15 protein-coding genes are annotated in these 17,127 nt (G+C 65.3%); 8 read left to right on the top strand and 7 right to left on the bottom strand.

Going from position 1 to position 17,127, the window contains the following annotated elements; all coding sequences use genetic code 11:
• The first annotated feature begins 60 nt into the window (after positions 1–60).
• Entirely contained in the window at positions 61–282 is a 222-nt protein-coding gene (locus ACIQT2_RS19480) for a hypothetical protein (protein WP_400335653.1), read from the top strand.
• Between the two features lie 51 nt (positions 283–333).
• Here the strand turns inward: ACIQT2_RS19480 and ACIQT2_RS19475 are convergent, their stop codons facing one another.
• Positions 334–1,185 carry a LysR family transcriptional regulator gene (locus tag ACIQT2_RS19475; protein ID WP_400335651.1) on the bottom strand — a complete coding sequence of 284 codons (852 nt, stop codon included), beginning with the start codon at positions 1,183–1,185 and terminating at the stop codon, positions 334–336.
• An 86-nt stretch (positions 1,186–1,271) separates the two neighbouring features.
• On the opposite strand from ACIQT2_RS19475, the gene ACIQT2_RS19470 reads away from it, so the two are divergent.
• Entirely contained in the window at positions 1,272–2,141 is an 870-nt protein-coding gene (locus tag ACIQT2_RS19470; RefSeq protein WP_400335649.1) for an EamA family transporter, read from the top strand.
• A gap of 1 nt (position 2,142) precedes the next feature.
• Here ACIQT2_RS19470 and ACIQT2_RS19465 read toward each other — a convergent pair whose 3' ends face one another.
• Complete coding sequence (locus tag ACIQT2_RS19465; protein ID WP_400335648.1) at positions 2,143–3,147, bottom strand: LacI family DNA-binding transcriptional regulator; 1,005 nt, start codon at positions 3,145–3,147, stop codon at positions 2,143–2,145.
• A gap of 117 nt (positions 3,148–3,264) precedes the next feature.
• Between ACIQT2_RS19465 and ACIQT2_RS19460 the strand changes: the two genes are divergently transcribed.
• Complete coding sequence (locus tag ACIQT2_RS19460) at positions 3,265–4,449, top strand: Gfo/Idh/MocA family protein (RefSeq protein WP_400335647.1); 1,185 nt, start codon at positions 3,265–3,267, stop codon at positions 4,447–4,449.
• A gap of 1 nt (position 4,450) precedes the next feature.
• Positions 4,451–5,446: a Gfo/Idh/MocA family oxidoreductase gene (locus ACIQT2_RS19455; RefSeq protein ID WP_402949728.1), complete on the top strand. Its 996-nt coding sequence runs from the start codon at positions 4,451–4,453 to the stop codon at positions 5,444–5,446.
• Positions 5,447–5,504: 58 nt separating this feature from the next.
• Here the strand turns inward: ACIQT2_RS19455 and ACIQT2_RS19450 are convergent, their stop codons facing one another.
• The 3 genes from ACIQT2_RS19450 to ACIQT2_RS19440 form a co-directional block, all read right to left on the bottom strand.
• Positions 5,505–6,299, bottom strand: coding sequence for a TIM barrel protein (locus tag ACIQT2_RS19450; protein WP_402949725.1), 795 nt, complete (start codon positions 6,297–6,299; stop codon positions 5,505–5,507).
• Positions 6,296–7,456 (bottom strand): Gfo/Idh/MocA family oxidoreductase, encoded by a 1,161-nt coding sequence (locus ACIQT2_RS19445; protein WP_402949722.1) that lies wholly within the window; start codon positions 7,454–7,456, stop codon positions 6,296–6,298. The genes ACIQT2_RS19450 and ACIQT2_RS19445 overlap by 4 nt, the downstream gene beginning before the upstream one ends.
• A 338-nt stretch (positions 7,457–7,794) precedes the next feature.
• Entirely contained in the window at positions 7,795–8,733 is a 939-nt protein-coding gene (locus ACIQT2_RS19440) for a LysR substrate-binding domain-containing protein (RefSeq protein WP_402949720.1), read from the bottom strand.
• A 238-nt stretch (positions 8,734–8,971) separates the two neighbouring features.
• Between ACIQT2_RS19440 and ACIQT2_RS19435 the strand changes: the two genes are divergently transcribed.
• Together ACIQT2_RS19435 and ACIQT2_RS19430 are read left to right on the top strand one after the other, a co-directional pair.
• Complete coding sequence (locus tag ACIQT2_RS19435; protein ID WP_402949718.1) at positions 8,972–10,090, top strand: PrpF domain-containing protein; 1,119 nt, start codon at positions 8,972–8,974, stop codon at positions 10,088–10,090.
• A 12-nt stretch (positions 10,091–10,102) separates the two neighbouring features.
• On the top strand, positions 10,103–11,545 hold the full coding sequence (locus tag ACIQT2_RS19430) for an SLC13 family permease (RefSeq protein WP_402949716.1): 1,443 nt from the start codon (positions 10,103–10,105) through the stop codon (positions 11,543–11,545).
• 172 nt (positions 11,546–11,717) lie between these two features.
• Here ACIQT2_RS19430 and ACIQT2_RS19425 read toward each other — a convergent pair whose 3' ends face one another.
• Complete coding sequence (locus ACIQT2_RS19425; protein WP_402949713.1) at positions 11,718–12,626, bottom strand: AraC family transcriptional regulator; 909 nt, start codon at positions 12,624–12,626, stop codon at positions 11,718–11,720.
• A gap of 117 nt (positions 12,627–12,743) precedes the next feature.
• Between ACIQT2_RS19425 and ACIQT2_RS19420 the strand changes: the two genes are divergently transcribed.
• Together ACIQT2_RS19420 and ACIQT2_RS19415 are read left to right on the top strand one after the other, a co-directional pair.
• Entirely contained in the window at positions 12,744–13,799 is a 1,056-nt protein-coding gene (locus ACIQT2_RS19420) for an NAD(P)-dependent alcohol dehydrogenase (protein ID WP_402949711.1), read from the top strand.
• A gap of 306 nt (positions 13,800–14,105) precedes the next feature.
• Entirely contained in the window at positions 14,106–15,092 is a 987-nt protein-coding gene (locus ACIQT2_RS19415) for a LacI family DNA-binding transcriptional regulator (protein WP_402949709.1), read from the top strand.
• Positions 15,093–15,788: 696 nt separating this feature from the next.
• Here the strand turns inward: ACIQT2_RS19415 and ACIQT2_RS19410 are convergent.
• Positions 15,789–17,093 carry an MFS transporter gene (locus ACIQT2_RS19410; RefSeq protein ID WP_402949707.1) on the bottom strand — a complete coding sequence of 435 codons (1,305 nt, stop codon included), beginning with the start codon at positions 17,091–17,093 and terminating at the stop codon, positions 15,789–15,791.
• Between the last annotated feature and the right edge of the window lie 34 nt (positions 17,094–17,127).

Below are 17,127 nucleotides of genomic sequence, written 5' to 3'. Positions count from 1 at the left end.
TGCGTGGTTAATGTTCTGCAGCACGTTTGCACTTGTTCCGTATCGATGAAAGGAAATGCCTTGGCTGTTTCTGTTGAATTGGGCAAAGCACTCGATAAAGCCTACGAAAATGCCAGCCTGGACGAGGTCCTGGCCGCTCCGCCGTCAGCGTTGGCCGGATTGACGGACAAGCATGATGAATTGCTTGCCGGTCTGGGCATCAAGACGGTGCGCGATCTGGGAAGCAACAAGTATTTTGCCACTGCCGGCGTCTTGGTTGCACTGGCCGGAAAAGCCGATTGATCCACTAAAGCGGGCGGACGGCGTTGGGTGATTCCCGGCGTCGTCCGCTTTTTAGGTATATAAGGCGGCCAATAGAGCAATGACGGCTTCGCGTTCCGGTGGCGGGTCGCTCCGCAGCCATGCCACGTACACCGGAACCATGGGTGCATCGCGCACGGGGCGGTACGTGACGCCCCGGCGGCGGTATTGGTGCGCGGTTGATGCAGCCGTGATGCCCCGCGCGGCTCCGCTGCCTATCTCGGTCAGCCAATCGTCAATGTCGTTGATGGGGATCACGCCCTGGGGCCGCCCCTGCTCCGGCCAAAGGTCCAGCGTGGTGCTGCCGGTCCGCAGGTCCATCGCCACCGGCATGGCGGCAATCTGCGCCAACGTCACGGAACGCCGCGCGGCCAAGGGATCGTCGGCGGACATGGCACAGTAGCGCTTCTCCTCACCGATCAGGACATGCTCGACGGCGGCGCCTTGGGGGAGGCGGCGAAGGATCGCGAAGTCTGTGGTTCCGTCCAGCAGGCCTCCGCTGGGTGTGTTGGACCGGACCAGGTGCAGTTCCGTGTGCGGGAAGCGGCTCTTCCATTGCCGTTGGAACTCCGTGGTGTGCTCGCCGAGTGCCGACCAGGCGTAGCCGATGCGTGCCTGTCCGGTTCCGGCGCGGGCATCGCGTTCAAGGTCAGCCATCAGGGCGACGATCCGCCGTGCCTTGGCGACGGCCCGCTCGCCCGCAGGTGTGAGCGCAGCGCTGCGCGTGGTCCGTTGCACGAGCTTCACGCCCAAAGCGCCCTCCAGCGCTGCGATGTTCCGCGAGACCGCGGCCTGGGATATCCGCAGCTCGATGGCGGCATCCGTGAACGTGCCCTCGTCCACCACCGCGAGCAGGCAGCGCAGTTGCCGCAAGTCCACGTCCATGCGGCCTATTCTATTCATGCGTTCAGCGTATAAATAGCGTCATTCATGCATTTAGTGGATGGACGCCGCAAGCGCAGAATCTCCTCATGAACCAGACCCCTGCGGCTTCAGGAAAAGCCGGTGGCGCCGCTACCCTCGTGGCCAGCGCACTCTCCAACCAGCTCGGAGCAGCGAGTGGTTCGCTGGCCTTCCCTGCCCTGGGGCCGGTAGGTGTGGTGGCTGTGCGACAGCTCGTTGCCGCGGCCGTCCTCCTTCCCGTCGTGCGGCCGCGGCTGCGGGACCTGCGGTGGCATCAGTGGTGGCCTGTTCTGTTGCTGGCCGTGTCCTTCGGAACCATGAACCTTGGCCTGTATGCCGCTATCCAGCGGATCGGCCTGGGCCTCGCAGTGACCTTGGAGTTCCTTGGGCCGTTGGCCGTGGCATTGATCAGCTCTGGACGCCAGGCCGGCTCCCATCGGAAGGGCAACGTCCTGTGCGCCGTGGCTGCGGCCGGCGGGGTAGTGGCCATCACCCGGCCCGAAGCCTCCACTGATTTCGCAGGGATTGGCCTGGGCCTCATGGCAGCGTGCAGTTGGGCCGCCTACATTCTCCTGAACCGCGTGGTCGGCCAAAGAATCCAGGGAGTCCAAGGGACTGCGGCGGCCACGGGGGTGTCCGCCACGCTCTTCCTGCCGGTCGCCGTCGTGGTTTTCCTGAGCCAGCCTGTGGATGGTTTTGCCGTCCTGTGTGCCGTGGGCGCTGGGATCCTTGCTTCGGTGCTGCCATACGTGGCGGACCTGATTGCCTTGCGGCGGGTCCCTGCCAGTCTGTTCGGCATCCTGATGAGCATCAACCCGGTGTTCGCCGCCATCATCGGCGCGCTCGTGCTGCACCAGGACCTGGCCGCGCTGCAGTGGGCCGGGATAGGCCTGATCGTTGCCGCCAATGCGGGCGTGCTGCTCCTGGGCCGGCGCTGAGTCAGCCCCGGGCGGGCACGTCACCCGACGAGCCCCGGACCTGCAACTGCGACGGCACTTGGTGCAACCTTGCCGGGAGGTCTGGGGCGGTGAGCCGTTCCAGGATGAACTTCCCGGCCTCCACGCCCACGGCAAGGTTTCCGTTGTCCACGGAGGTCAGCGAGAGGTGGCGGATCTTGGCCAGGTAGGTGTTGTCGTAACCCACCAAAGACAGGTCCTGGGGTACGGACAAGCCAAGATCGTCGGCGGCGGACAGGGCGCCGATGCAGGCGATGTCGTTGTACGCGAAGATCGCGGTGGGCCTCTTCGCGGAAGAGAGCAGCCGGCCCGCCGCCGCATAGGCGCTCTCCTCGCTCACGCCACCGGCGACCACTACGGGCTCCAGCCCGGAACCGCGCATGGTTCGCTCAAAGGACAGTCGCCGCAGCTTGCCCACTTCGCCCGGGCCCTGCAAGTGTGCGATGCGCTCATGGCCCAGGGAGATGAGGTGTTCGGTGGCCTGCCGTGCGCCGGCGTCGTCGTCGTTGACCACAATGTCGACGCCGGGAAGGTGCGGTTCGCGGGTGCCGGCCAGGACCACCGGGATGCTCTGCGCAGCCCTTTCAATGGCAGCCGATTCCACCGTGGTTCCGACCACCACCAGTCCGTCGATCCGCTGCTCCAAGAGGGTCTCCACCGAGCTGCGCCCCACGCGGTTGTCCGTGTAGGAATCGGCGAGGACCGGCGAAACACCCGCCGAGTGAAGGGACGCAGTGAGCCCTTCAAGCAGTTCGACGAACCACGGGTTCCGGATGTCGTTGAGCATCACGCCGATGGTCCCGCTGCGCGGTCCGGACAAGCGTTGCGCCAGTCTGTTGGGCCGGTAGCCCAGTTGCTCCATGGCGTCCAGGACGGCACGACGGCGGGGCTCACTGACGTTGGCAGAGCCCTGGAGGACCAGGGAGACCAAGGATTTTGAGACTCCGGCGGTACTCGCTACGTCGCGGATGGTGGGCTTGGCGGCCATGCAGTGCCTCCTGTCGTGTGTCGTCCGGGTTCAAGCTTAGGGGCTTGACGGCTGTGACCTTCCACAGCCATTATGGACCGGTCCAAGTAAATTCCAAAGAGTCAATGAGGATCTTTCATGAGTGCACCGAATTCGCGGCAACTGGTCGCAGGGATGATTGGCGGTGGGCCGGGCGCCGACATCGGCAAGACCCACCGCTACGCCATGCGGCTGGACGGTCACTACGATCTCCAAGCCGGAATCTTCGGTCGGGATCCACGTCAGTCGAGCGACATTGCGGCCCACCTCGGCGTGCCCGGAGAACGCAATTACCGCAGTGTCGAACAAATGGCCGCCGCCGAGGCGCAACGCGAAGATGGGGTGGACCTCGTGGTGGTCGCAACTCCCAATGACAGCCACTTCGAGATCGCCCGGGCCTTCCTGGAAAAGGGCATCTCCGTGGTGTGCGAGAAGCCGCTGACCCAGGATTCCGCCACCGCGGCGGAACTGGTCCGCATCGCCGAAGACAACGACGCAATCCTCGCCGTCCCGCACTGCTATTCCGCCTACGCGATGGTGCGCCAGGCCGCCCGCATGGTACGCAACGGCGAGCTGGGCGCCATCCGGTTTGTCGACGTCGAACATGCCTCCGGCTGGGCCGCGACGCCTCTGGAGGACACAGGCCACAAGCAGGCGAAGTGGCGCACCAACCCGGACATCGCCGGTTTCCCGAGCGTCGTGGGCGACCTCGGCACCCACGCTTTCCACCTGCTCCGCTACATCACGGGGCTCGAGGCGCAGCGCCTGTCCGCCCGGCTCCAGGCGTTCGTCCCGGGGAGGCGGGTTTTCGACAACGCCACCGTTGAACTGGAGCTGACCGGCAACGTCCCGGCGCGCCTTTGGGCGAGCATGGCCGCCACCGGCCACAACCACGGACTCCGCATCCGCATCTTCGGCGAAAAGGGCAGCCTCGAATGGCAGCATGAGGACCCGCACCACCTCACAGTCCAGGACCTGGCCGGCGCCACCACCATCCTCACGCATGGGCTCGGCACCCTGCACGACGACGCGTCCCGGCTCACGCGCGTCGGCCTGGGCCACCCGGAGGGCTTCCTTGAAGCCTTCGCCAACTTCTACTCGGACCTCGCCGAGGTCCTCCGCGCCCGCCGCGACTCTTCGCCGCTCCCGGAGCGGGACCTGTCCTTCCCTACGGGGATCGACGGCCTGATCGGCGTCCAGTTCGTCGAGGCCGTCGCGGCCTCGCACCACGACGATTCCGCATGGAAAGTCCCCGCCTCCGCCCTACAGAAAGCAGCAGTCTGACATGCCCCGTTTCGCCCTCCTGGGAGCCGGCTTCATCGGTTCCGTCCACGCAGCAAACCTCGCCGCGCATCCCGGCATCGACTTCCGCTTGGTCTATGACGTGGACCAGCAGCGTGCGCAGTCCCTCGCCGCCGCCCACGGCGCTGCCGCCGCGACCTCGATCGAGGACGTGTTCAACCCCGGGGAAATCGACGCAGTCTTCATCGCGTCCTCCACCGATACGCACGCCGAACACCTTCGCCGGGCTGCCGCCGTCGGAATTGCCGCCCTGTGCGAGAAACCGATCGACCTGGACCTGGACCGCGCCCGCGAGACTGCTGCCTTCGCGCAGGAAACCGGCGTCCCGGTGATGGTGGACTTCAACCGACGCTTCGACCGCGACTACGCCGAACTCAAGCGCGTGGTGGACTCGGGTGGGATCGGCACGGTGGAGCTCATCCAGCTCACCTCCCGTGGGCCGTCAATGCCGCCGCTGTCCTACGTGGCGGTTTCCGGTGGCCAGATGCGGGACCAGACCGTTCACTTCTTCGACCTCGCACGCTGGCTTTCCGGCCTCGATCCCGTGGAAGTTTTCGCTGCCGGCTCGGCTTTGGCGGAGCCCGGGATTGTGGAGTACGACGACGTCGACACCTCCGCGGTGACGTTGCGGCTCCCCGGTGGGGCGTTGGTCCAGATCGATTCCGTGCGGCGCACAGGATACGGCTACGACGAACGCATCGAGATCATGGGCTCCGAGGGAATGGTGGAAGCCCGCCGCCACCGCAACGGAGCCGTGTCCCGCTACTCCGGAACATCCGTGGTGGACGACGGGCTCCACCCGGGTTGGTTCGAGCGGGTGCAGCCGACGTACGCTGCTGCACTTGCGGCCTTCGTTGCGTCCCTCGACGGCGGCACGGCCCCAACCCCTTCCTTGGAAGACGGCCTGAAAGCCCAAGCCATCGCCGAGGCCGCCGTCCTCTCCCTTCGCTCCGGCCGCATGGAACCCATCAAGTACTGAACCCAACTAAGTCGCATTAGTGCGCGTTTTGACGGTTCAAAACGCGCACAACTGCGACTCAGTTGGGGGAGAAGGCGGTGCGGAAGGCGGCCAGGGCTGCGTCGCCCGCTTCGATGCCCTGGCCGCCGATGGCGCCCGCTTCCATCCCGATCACACCCGTGTAGCCGGCGTCACGGAGTGCCCTGGCTATGGCCGGATAGTTGATCTCGCCCGTGCCGGGCTCGAAGCGTCCGGGAACATCTGCCACTTGGATTTCGCCGGTGAACGGCTGGGATGCCCGGACCAGCTCGATCAGGTTCCCCTCGCCGATTTGGGCATGGTACAGATCCAGCATCATCTTCACCCCGGGGTGGTCCACGGCCTGGACCAGCGCCAAGGTGTCCTTGGCCCGGGCGAGCGGGATGCCGGGATGGTCGAGGATGGTGTTGAGGTTCTCCAGGGCGAACGTGATGCCGTGCTGTTCACCCAGCTCACCGAGCTTCTCCAGCGTGCGCAGTCCTGTCAGCCACATCTCTCCCGTGGAGCGGTGCGTTGGCCGGACAGCGCGGCCGCCCTCACCCAATTCCGCGGGGTGCACCACCATCCGTTCCACACCCAGTTCCAGTGCCGTTGGAATGAGCTTCTCCGCGGAGGCCAAGACCTCGTGGGCGTTGGTGGGGTCGATGACGCTCCCGCCAAAGTAGCCGCTCATCGAAGAGAACCGGGCTCCCGTGCCGGCGAGGGCCGTGATGTCCTGGCCCCGGGTGTCCCACAGTTCCACCTCGAAGCCTTGGTCATGGATCCGGCGGACGCGTTCAATGAGCGGCAGCTCACCGTAGACCATCTCGGCGCAGACAGCCAGGCGGAAGTTCATGCCCCGGCTCCCTGCGGGACGCGGGCTGCCTCAGCGGCCTGGAGCTCAGCGATGTCCGAGACCTCAACCGGCAGCCCGGTCTGCGCCGACTTGAACGCGGCCAGGGCAATGGCCAACGCATTGCGCGCATCCACCCCACCCGGCGCTGCGACCGAGGAAGCCGCCACTGCGGCAGGGGAGGCGCCCGCCGTCGTACGTCCTCCCGCGTAACCGCGGCGCGCGGCGACGTCGTCCGCGAAGTGCGCCAGCTCGTCGGTGTAGGCGTCGTGGAAGAGGTGGATGTTGAGGCGCGAGGTGTCCGAGGCGATGCCGGCGGCGGTGTAGCTGGTGGCATTCGTGGCTTGCGGCGTACCTGCAGTGACCATGCCCGCGGAGCCGAACACTTCGCCGCGGACGTCGTAGCCGTAGAGCGCGTTGAAGTTCGCTTCCGCCACCGCAATGGCGCCGTTGCTGTACGTGACCGTCACGACGGCGGTGTCCAGCAGGCCGCCGGCCTTCGCCTCGGGTGCCACCAGGGCATCGGCGACGGCGTGGACCCTGACCGGAACGGCGCCCGGGTTCAACCAGTTCAGTGTGTCGAAGTCGTGGATGAGGGTTTCCAGGAAGATGGTGCCGGGCGCGATCCGTTCGGGGTTGCTGAGGCCTGCTTCCGTGCCTGGGTCGCGGGTGAGGGAGCGGAGCAGTTGCGGGACGCCCACCACGCCGTCGTCGATGAGCTTCCGGGCTGCCGCGAAATCGCTTGAGTAGCGCCGGTTGAACCCGAAGCGAAGTACGACGCCGGCACTCGCCGCTGCGTCGATGGCGGCGTCAAGTTCCTCGATGGTCCGTCCGCCGGGCTTTTCGCAGAAGACATCCTTGCCGGCGCGGGCGGCGGCAGCGATGAGGTCCGAATGGAAGCGCATGGGCGAGGCGATGAGGACGGCGTCCACGTCCGGATCAGCCAGGACATCGGCTGTGTCTGTGCTGATCTTTGTGACGCCCAGCGTCGTGGCAAGTTCCTGGACGGCCGGAAGGACGGGGTCGGCAATGGCCTCCAGCCGGGCATTCGGGATGCGCCGGGCAATGGATTCTCCGTGGAATCTTCCGATCCATCCGGCGCCGATCAGGGCGATGCGAACGGGCCGGTCTTCCGCGACCGGGTGCTGGAGGTACGTCATTGATGGCTCCTCGTCGATGGTGACTAGATCGTTCTAGTTCCCACCATGGTGGCACGGTATCGAAGGGGCTGTCTAGATCGTTCTAGTAGGTTTCCGGGATCGTCGCTCTTCGGGTGTCGATGCTTGCCCCAAGGCAACGTGCAGCACGGGGGCAAGGAGCAGGAGGGGCAGCATGCACACTCCAGCCCCCACGCCGGTCAGAACCACCGACCCTGCCATCAAGAGAAATCGGATGTCCACACCTTCAAAGAACTCCACAACGCACTCCTGAATCTCGGGTTTCCACTGAGCGATGAGTGCGCCGGGAGCGTCGAACGTGTCGGCGATTCAGCTGCTGCTTAGAGGTAATCTCCGGCGTGCTCGCGGGCGAGCTCAAGGAGGGTGGATTGAAAGGCAACTTCGGCCGGTGCGTAGACCTTGTCCTGGCGTTGGGCCAGCAGAATGCGGCGGAGGGGTGCAGCATCGCCGATGCTGATGACTTTCACCTCGGGATGCAGCAGGGCAACCGCTGTTTTAGGCGCAAGTGCCACACCCATGCCCACGCTGACCATGGCCTGGGCCTCTTGGTAGTCGTTGGCCAGAAAGCCGATGGAAGGCTCGAACCCCGCATTGTGTGCCGCGCGTTGGAGCACCTCAACCACGGGATGCGCTTCAGCCCTGACGATCCAGGATTCCTTCTTCAACTCCTCCATCCGGATCTCTTCGCGGTCGGCCAACGGGTGGCTGCGGGAGACGAGGAGCACGGTGCTCTCCTGGAAGACTTCGGTCAAGCGGATGCTGTCGTCGTGGAACCTGTTCCACGGGTAGTCCCACAGCAGGCAAATACCGGTGATGCCGGACTGGAGGTCGCTGACCAATTGGTCGAACCGTGCGCTGCGGACGGAGAGGCCAATCGCCGGGTAGCGCTTTTTGAAAGCCCGGATCACTACAGGAAGAAAGGATCCTGCGAGGGTAGGGAAGGTGCCAACAGCCAAAGAGCCCCGGTTGAGGCCGGCAATCTGGTCGAGGTCGGACTGGGCGGCCTTCATTTGGCCGACGATCTTCCGTGCATGGGCTGCCAGCACCTGGCCGGCCTCGGTGGGCACCACGCCACGGGAGCGGCGGTTCAGCAGGGGCTGCCCCACCTCCTGTTCGAGCTTGCGCAATTGCTGCGAGACGGCGGACGGCGTGTACATCATCAGGTCCGCCGCCGACGTGATGGATCCCTGCTCCACTACCTCGACCAAGAGTGCGAGTCGCCGGATATCGAAAAGACCCTGGTACTCATCGTTAAGCAACGCTTTACCCTTCCCCACAGATGGTTAATTCCATGCACTCTCATGCTGAATATAGGCACTCTTGATCCCTATCCGCCACCTCGCAGAGGATTTCATGGGCCGCATCGTTCACCTACCTCAATGAGTGAAGCATCTCTACATCCCCCCACACTTATCCAACATTGTCTTCATTTGTGAGCTGGCTCATTCTCGAAGTATCCCCTTCAACTCCGGGGCGTCGAAGAGCAAGGAAATGACCATGAAGATCGAAGCGGAATGGATGCGCGGTGGCACCAGCAAGTGCTGGGTGTTCGAATCAGCGGATCTGGCGGAGACCCAAACCAGTGTGGACGTCCTGCTCCCGCGGCTCTTTGGCAGTCCCGACCACCGGCAGATCGACGGAGTGGGCGGGGCAACGTCTACAACCAGCAAGGCGATGATCCTCCGTCGGCCACTGGACGGCGACGTGGATGTCGAGTTCACCTTCGCCCAGGTGGGCATCGAAGAAGCAGCCGTGGATTGGGGCAGCAACTGTGGCAACTGCTCGGCAGTGGTTGGCCTCTACGCGATCGAAAAGGGTTGGGTCAGCGCCGGTGACGATGTCACCCGGATCGTGACGCGCAATACCAACACCGGCCAGATCATCATCCAGCAGGTCGCCACACCGGCCGGAGCCTTGCCCACCATGCCCGAGGCCCGGATGCCCGGTGTGCCGTTCCCGGGTTACCAAGTGGGATTGGGCTTCCAGGACCCTGCGGGCAAAACGACCGGCAGGCTCCTGCCCACCGGCTCCGCCCGTGACGTGGTGCTTACCGGCGGAACACGCTGGGACGTTTCCATGGTGGACGCGGGTGCTCCGGTGGTGATTCTCCGGGCACAGGATCTTGGCCTCGACCCCGAGCACTACGACATGTGGTTCGGTGGCGTGGAACTGCAACTGCAGACCCTTGAGCGAATCCGCCGCCAGGCAGCCGTTCTTATGGGCCTCGCAGCCACGCCGGGGGAAGCCGCCCGCGCCGTTCCCAAAGTGGCGATAGTTGCTCCTCCATCCATCAACGACCCCGACGCCGATGCCAGCGTCATGATGCTCTCCATGGGCAAGCCCCACCCGGCACTGGCCATTACGGGAAGCATCGCGTTGACACTGGCCGCACGAACCCCCGGCACCGTCATGAACGAATTCATGGGCGCTGCCGTGCACCCCAGGCTCCGGTTGCGCACACCGGCCGGAGTCATCGAAACCTGGAGCGAGGAACGGGACGGATCCCAGCTCGTCGGCGTGGACCGCACAGCCCGCACCATCGCTTCCACCACCATCCACCTCCCTGAGGCCATCGACAGCACGGTCGATGCCTCACTCGCCGGCGCTACTCGATGAAGAGAGAGCATCATGACAACTAAGACTCCAGAAAAGACTGCCCCCAGCACCGTCAGTGAACACCAGCCCGCACCACCCAAGCGACGCCGTCGTATCCTTCTGGTGACGGCAGTTGCCATCACCGTCCTGGGCCTTGCGGCCCTCCTGCTTGGCGGTGTCATGGGCAATCCCTCGGCTGCCTCGGGATCGGAGCCGACCATGACCGCCACCCAGATCATTCCGTTGGTCATCCTGGTGGTGATGTTCGTTGTGGCAACCAAGTGGCCGCTGAACATCGGCGTGATGGGCTTGGTGGCCTCGTTCGGCGTGGGCTACTTCGTCCTGGGCATGACGGATAAGCAAATCCTCGAAGAGTTCCCGGCCAGTATTGTCCTGACGATCATCGGCGTCACCTACTTCTTCAGCATGGCCCAGCGAAACGGCTCGATCGACATCATTGTGCAAAGCTGCGTGCGGATGGTCAGGGGCAAGACGATGCTCCTGCCGTGGGTCTTCTTCCTCATGGCTGCCGCCCTGACCGCCCTCGGTACCTTCAGCCCGGCCGCGGTTGCCCTCCTGGCTCCGGCAGCCTTGGGCCTGGCTTACGAATCCAGGATCCACCCGGTCCTCATGGGTGCCTTCGTGATCAACGGAGCCCATGCCGGCGGTTTTTCCCCTCTGTCCGTAGCCGGCGTCCTCGTCCACGACATCGCCCACAAGAACGATTTCCCCATTGACCAAGGCGCCCTGTTCCTGGCCAGCTTCGCCCTGAACTTCATCCTGTCGGCGCTGACCATCGTGTTGTTCGCCCTCCTTGGCAAGCTCCGCGACAAGAACTCCAACGAATACGCCGAGCTCGACACTCCGCCCGCGGGCCGTGCCAGTGGGCAGCGAATCCTCACGCTGGTCCTGATCCTGGCGATCCTGGTATGCACCCTTGGCTTCCACATGCCGATTGGCTTCGTTGCACTGTCCGCCGGGCTTCTCCTGGCATTCGTCAACATCAAGGAACACAAGACCTTCATTGGCGGCATCTCCTGGTCCACCGTCCTGCTCGTGGCAGGCATGATCACGTACGTCTCCCTGCTCCAGCACGTGGGCGTGATTGACACCCTCGCGGAGATGGCGCTGGCGCTCGGTGCGCCCCTGCTGATCGCCTTGGTCCTTTGCTACGTCATTGGCGTCGGTTCCGCTTTTGCGTCTTCCACCGCGCTGCTCACCGCGTTCATTCCCATGGCAGGTCCGCTGCTCGCCACCAGCTCGCTCAGTGCTTCCGGAACCGTAGCTGCCTTGGCCATCGCCGCGACCGTGGTGGACGTTTCGCCGTTCTCTACCGATGGCGCCCTGGTGGTTGCCAATGCACGCGACTCAGACAGGCAGCGTGTCTACAAGCAGCTCATGATGTACGCAGGAGGAGTGGTCCTGGTGGCCCCCGCACTGGCCTGGGCGCTGCTGGTACCCACCGGCATCATGTAGCAGGCAGAGACCGCCGGACCCGAGTCCGGCAAGCGCAAAGGGAAACTGCACTCCATCGCAACAGGAGACCCGAAAGACGGGCGCAGGAACAACCCGAACGCTGGCAAGGGCGGGGCAGCTCAGAAGAGGTGCCCCGCCCTTGGCGTGCTGCGGCAAAAGCAAACGCGCGCACCTAGGCGCGCAGCCGCCGTCGGAATTCCCTGGGCGTTTGGCCCGTGTCGCGCAGGAAGTGCCGGTTGAAGTTGGAGAGGTTGGTGAAGCCAACCTCGTAGCAGATATCCGATACTGCTTTGTCAGTCCGCTCCAGGAGCCGGCGGGCGTGGGCGAGCCGCAGCTTCCTGACCAGGTCGCTGAAGTTCTGCCCGGTTGCCCGCTTGAAGTACTTGGAGAAGGCGGGCTCACCCATGCCCACCAAGGCTGCGGCTTCGCCCATGGAGAGGGGGCCGGCATGATGCGCGAAAACGTACTCGAGGACGATTTCCACCACGGCGGCGGCCTTCCCGTCGAGTTGCGGGTGAAACCACTCCGACGCGAGATAGCGCCGTTCACCCGCAGGAGCCGCACTGAGGATGCCGAACAGGTCCACCAGGTGCTGCAGGCGTCGCAGGCCCGTGGATGCTCCCATCGCCTCGATGGCCCGGGCCGCATCACCGGCCGCAGCTCCCAGGAACTCGATCCCGCGGGCGGACTCCTCCAGCAAGGGCTTGATCTGCGCCAATTCAGGCACCACGAGTGACGCCTGGGCAACCCACGCGCCCTCGAACTGGATCACGGCGTCGCGGTTCACCAGGACCTGGCCGGCTTCCAGGTCGCTCACCCAGTCGTGGGGGAGGCCCGGTCCGACCAGCACCACATTGCCGGGCTCGAACGTGCCCACATAGTCGCCCACGATGAACTTGCCGGGGCCCGCCCTGGTCAGGTGTATCTCGTACTCGGGGTGGTAGTTCCAACGCGCCAATGGGCTCGGGTAATCATGCTGGTGCCAGCGCACGGAGTGGTGCGGGTCTGCGGGCACCATTTCGCGCACCGCTTGCCGTCCCACCAGACTGCCGGCGAGCAGTGCGGGCATCCGAGCGGACATGGCAACCCTTCCGGTACGTGGCAAATAAGTATCAGTATGGTGTACTTCCGGCGCTAGTTGTCCCCGCCCCGGCTGCCTAGCCTTGAGGAAAATCAACGCGCCAAAGGAACTCCCGAAATGACAAGTGCACTGACGCCCTTGCTGGAACACCCCCACATGCCTGCCACCATGCGTGCCGCGGTCCTGCAGCGCCAGGGAGTGATGAGCCAGGCGACACTCCCCATACCGCAGTTGCAGCCGGACCAGGTCCTGGTCCAGGTGGCCGCTGTGGGCGTCTGCGGCAGCGACGTCCACTATTACGAGCACGGCCGGATCGGTAATTTCGTGGTGGAGCATCCGTTGATCCTCGGCCACGAACTGTCGGGGCGGATTGCCGCCGTCGGAACCGCTGTGGATCCCGCCCGCATAGGCGAGAGGGTCGCCGTCGAGCCTCAACGGCCCTGCCGGAGCTGCACGCAGTGCAAGGCCGGCAGGTACAACCTGTGCCCCGATATGGAGTTCTACGCCACCCCGCCGGTGGACGGTGCGTTCGCCGAGTACGTCGCCATCCAAAGCGACTTCGCGTACGCCATCCCGGACTCGGTGAGCGACGACGCCGCAGCCTTGATCGAGCCGCTGTCCGTGGGTTTGTGGGCCTGCCAGCGCGCGGAGGTCCAGCCGGGAAGCAGGGTACTCATCGCCGGTGCCGGGCCTATCGGCATCATCGCAGCGCAGGCGGCGCGGGCGTTCGGGGCCACCGAAATCCACATCACGGACATCGCGGAGGATCGCCTGGCCTTCGCCTTGGAGCATGGTGCCACCCACGCCCTGAACGCAAAGACGGACAGCGTGGAAGGGCTCGACGTCGATGCCTTCATTGACGCTTCCGGCGCACCTGCCGCTGTCCGTGCCGGGATCAAGGCAGTGGGACCCGCGGGCCGTGTCATCCTGGTGGGTCTTGGCGCCGACGACGTGGAACTTCCCGTGTCGCATATCCAGAACCGGGAGATCTGGCTGTCCGGCGTGTTCCGGTACACCAATACGTGGCCCCTGGCGATCCAGCTCCTTGCTGACGGCAAGGTGGACCTGGACATCCTTGTTACCGGGAAATTCGGGCTCGATGAAGCCGAAGCGGCACTGCGCGCAGGCAAGGAAGCGGGGCAGCTCAAGGCCCTGGTCTACCCGGGCCGCTGACCGTAATCCGGTGCCGAAAACTTTTTTCGAAACCACCCGTCACGTTTCAGGAGGGGTCTGCACATATCCAGTGCCTATGTCGTTGCATCGCAATCTGTGTTGTCGCCCTTTTCGACGCAGTTCCGCGGGCAACGTTGCGTTAGCAGTGATGGATGTGGCGGGTTCTGGGGCCCGCCCGGGGCGCCGTCACTGCGGATAACCGGGCTAAGTGCGGTCGGTCGTCTGAGTCGCGACCGGCCGCACGTTCAAAGTCCGCAAGGGGCTGTCTTGGATCGTTCTATAGACTGGCTCCGGCGGAGGAGGGACATGGCAGGCAAACGCCCCACACTGATGGACGTCGCTGAAGCGGCCGGGGTTTCCCGCGCGCTCGTGTCCATCGTGATGCGCGATGCTCCCGGTGCGTCAGAGGCCACCCGGCTCAAGGTCCAGGAAGCCGCCCGGCACCTCGGATACCGCCCGGACAGCCGTGCCAGGCTCCTTCGCAGCAGCCGGACCAGGCTCCTGGGCATCAGCTTCTCCACGGCGCACGCCTTCCATGCCGAAATCGTGGACGCGGCCTACGCCGGCGCCACCGAACGCGGTTATGACATTGCCCTCAGCGCTGTGGCCAACGGCCGCCCGGAACAACGGGCCGTCGAATCACTCCTTGACCTCGGCTGCGAGGCCCTGATCCTGATTTCGCCGTTGCTCGGAGAGGCCGAACTGGCGGGCTATGCCGCGCGGGTGCCCGTGGTCAGCCTGCTCCGGGACGATGTTGGCGAGGCCTTGGATTCCGTCAGCAGCGACGATTTCGAGGGAATCCGTATCGCGATCGAACACCTCACCTCGCTGGGACACGAACGGATAGTCCACGTCGACGGCGGCAGTACCGTATCCGGTCCGCAGCGCCGCGAGGCTTTCCGCGCAGAAATGCTCAGGCGGGGTCTGGAGCCCCGGACCGTGGCCGGTGGACCCACGGAAGAGGACGGGCTGCGCGCAGGGCATGAGCTCCGTGCGGACCCGCCCACGGCCATCATCGCCTTCAACGACCGCTGCGCACTCGGCGTACTCGAAAGCCTCAGGGCCGCCGGACTCCGCGTTCCGGAGGACGTCTCGGTCCTCGGCTATGACGACAGCCAGTTCGCACGGCTCAGCTACGTCCAGTTGTCGTCGATCAGCCAGGACGCGCCGCTCTTGGCGCGTGCCGCCGTCGAACGCGCCATTGACCGCCTGGAAAGCCCGACGCCGGCGGCGCACCAGGTGCGGACCCCGCACCTGGTGGTTCGCAGCACCACCGGCCCAGCTCGGGCGTAGGCGCGCCGCGGAGTCCGGGGCGCGCCCGTTTACGCCGATCGCGCCCGTGGCCCCGCTCGCCAACCCTGGGCGCACCCGTTCCCGCCGATCGCGCCCTTTCTTGCGGGTGCCTGGAGCGGCTATGGGTGCGAGGAGTGTTCCGTGTGGGTGCGTAGGGCGGGTGTCGTTGCGCAAGGCGGGTGCGAGTGCGGGTGCGTGGGGGCGCGCCCATTTCCGCCGATCGCGCCGTGGTCCCGCTCACCAATCCGGGGGCGCACCCGTTCACGCCGTTCGCGCCCGTTCTTGCGGGTGCGTGGAGCGGCTATGGGTGCGATGGATGTTCCCTGGGGGTGCGGGTGCGTGGGGGGCGCACCCGTTCACGCCGATCGCGCCCGTGGTCCCGCTCGCCAATCCGGGGGCGCACCCGTTCCCGCCGATCGCGCCCATTCTTGCGGGTGCGTGGAGCGGCTATGGGTGCGATGAGTGTTCCGTGTGGGTGCGCATGGCGGGTGCGGGTGCATAGGGCGGGAACGGTTGCGTGGGGGCGCACCCGTTCCCGCCGTTCGCGCCCATTCTTGCGGGTGCGGGGAGCGGCTATGGGTGCGATGGATGTTCCGTGTGGGTGCGCAGGGCGGGTGCGGGTGCGCAGGGCGGGAACGGTCGCGGGGAGTGTCCCGGGGGGTGCGCAGGGCGGGTGCGGGTGCGCAGCACGCGCCCCTACACCGCGTCCGGCTGGCTGTCCGGCGATTCGGCCGAGACCGTGTCCGAGGTCAGCGGATGGGCGATCTCGTCGCTGGTCATGCGGGCTGCGAAGAGCGCCAGGAAAGCCATGAGCGGGCAAACCAAACCGCCCACGAAGAAGATCAGCCAGATCGGCACCACCTCGGCAACCGGACCGGCCAAGGCCATGGACACGGGCATCAAAGCCAGCGAGACGAAGAAATCCAGGCTGGAAATCCGGCCCAGCAGATGCGGTGGTACGCGTCGCTGCAACAGCGTGCCCCAGATGACCACGCCGATCCCCTCGGTCACGCCGAACACCACCATCGCCGCGCCCAACCACCAGAACTCGGTGATAAAGCCAATCGCAGCAACGGGAAGGCTTCCCAGTCCCCACGTCACTACCATCACCGTCAAATAGCGCCGTGGCAGGGGGAACGAAGCCGTGGTCAGCGAAGCGACAGCGCTGCCAACGCCCATGATGGCCAGCAGGAACCCGAACATCCTCGAGTCGCCACCCAACTGGTCCCGGACCACGAACGGCAACAGCACCTCGATGGGACCGATCAGGAACAGCACGGACAGGCACGCCCAAATGAGTGTCCACAACAGCCACGGGGTTCGCAGGGTGTAGATGAACCCTTCCTTGAGATCGAAGAAGAAGGATGACTCGGTGGGGCCCTCAGCCGGGGCCACCCCGCGGGCGTCCAAGGTTTGCCGGCTCAGGAAATTAAGGATGCCGAACGCCAGGAAGTGGCACACGGCAACCCCGGCCACGGCAAACGCGGGCGACAAAGATGCCACAATGATGCCGGCCAGGGCTGGGCCAGCTGCCTGCTGGAGGATGGGCCGGACGGTCCCTTCCATCCCGTTCGCCGCCAACAGGTCCTCGGCGGGCAGTATTCGGGGCAGGATGGCCGAATAGGCAGGAAAGAAGAACGCCTGGCCAACGCCCAGCACGAAGGCTCCCAAAGCCAGGTGCCACAACTGCAGGACATTGAGCATGGCCAACAGGGAGACTGTGGCGATGACGGCGAGGTTGGCACCCTCCACCGCGATGATCAGCAGGCGCTGCGGAAAACGGTCGGCCGCGATCCCGCCCACCAGCACAAAGGCCACCAGGCCGATGCTCGCTGCCGTTGCCACCAAGGACAGTTCCAGCGGACCCCCACCAAGGTGGATCACCTCGTAGACCATGGCGACGGCCCACATGCCGGAGCCGAAAATCGAGATGGACAACGCGGAAATCAGCACACGGAATTCCCGGTGTGTGAAAGGACGCAGCGCCCTCAGAGCCACCATCACTCCAGCCTAGACCTGGGAAAGCCGGCGGGGG

The sequence above is a fragment of the Paenarthrobacter sp. NPDC090522 genome, from assembly GCF_044769225.1.
In the GTDB taxonomy this organism is placed as follows: domain Bacteria; phylum Actinomycetota; class Actinomycetes; order Actinomycetales; family Micrococcaceae; genus Arthrobacter.
Note: the sequence above shows the minus strand (reverse complement) of the source record. Positions and strands in the feature narration are given on the sequence as shown.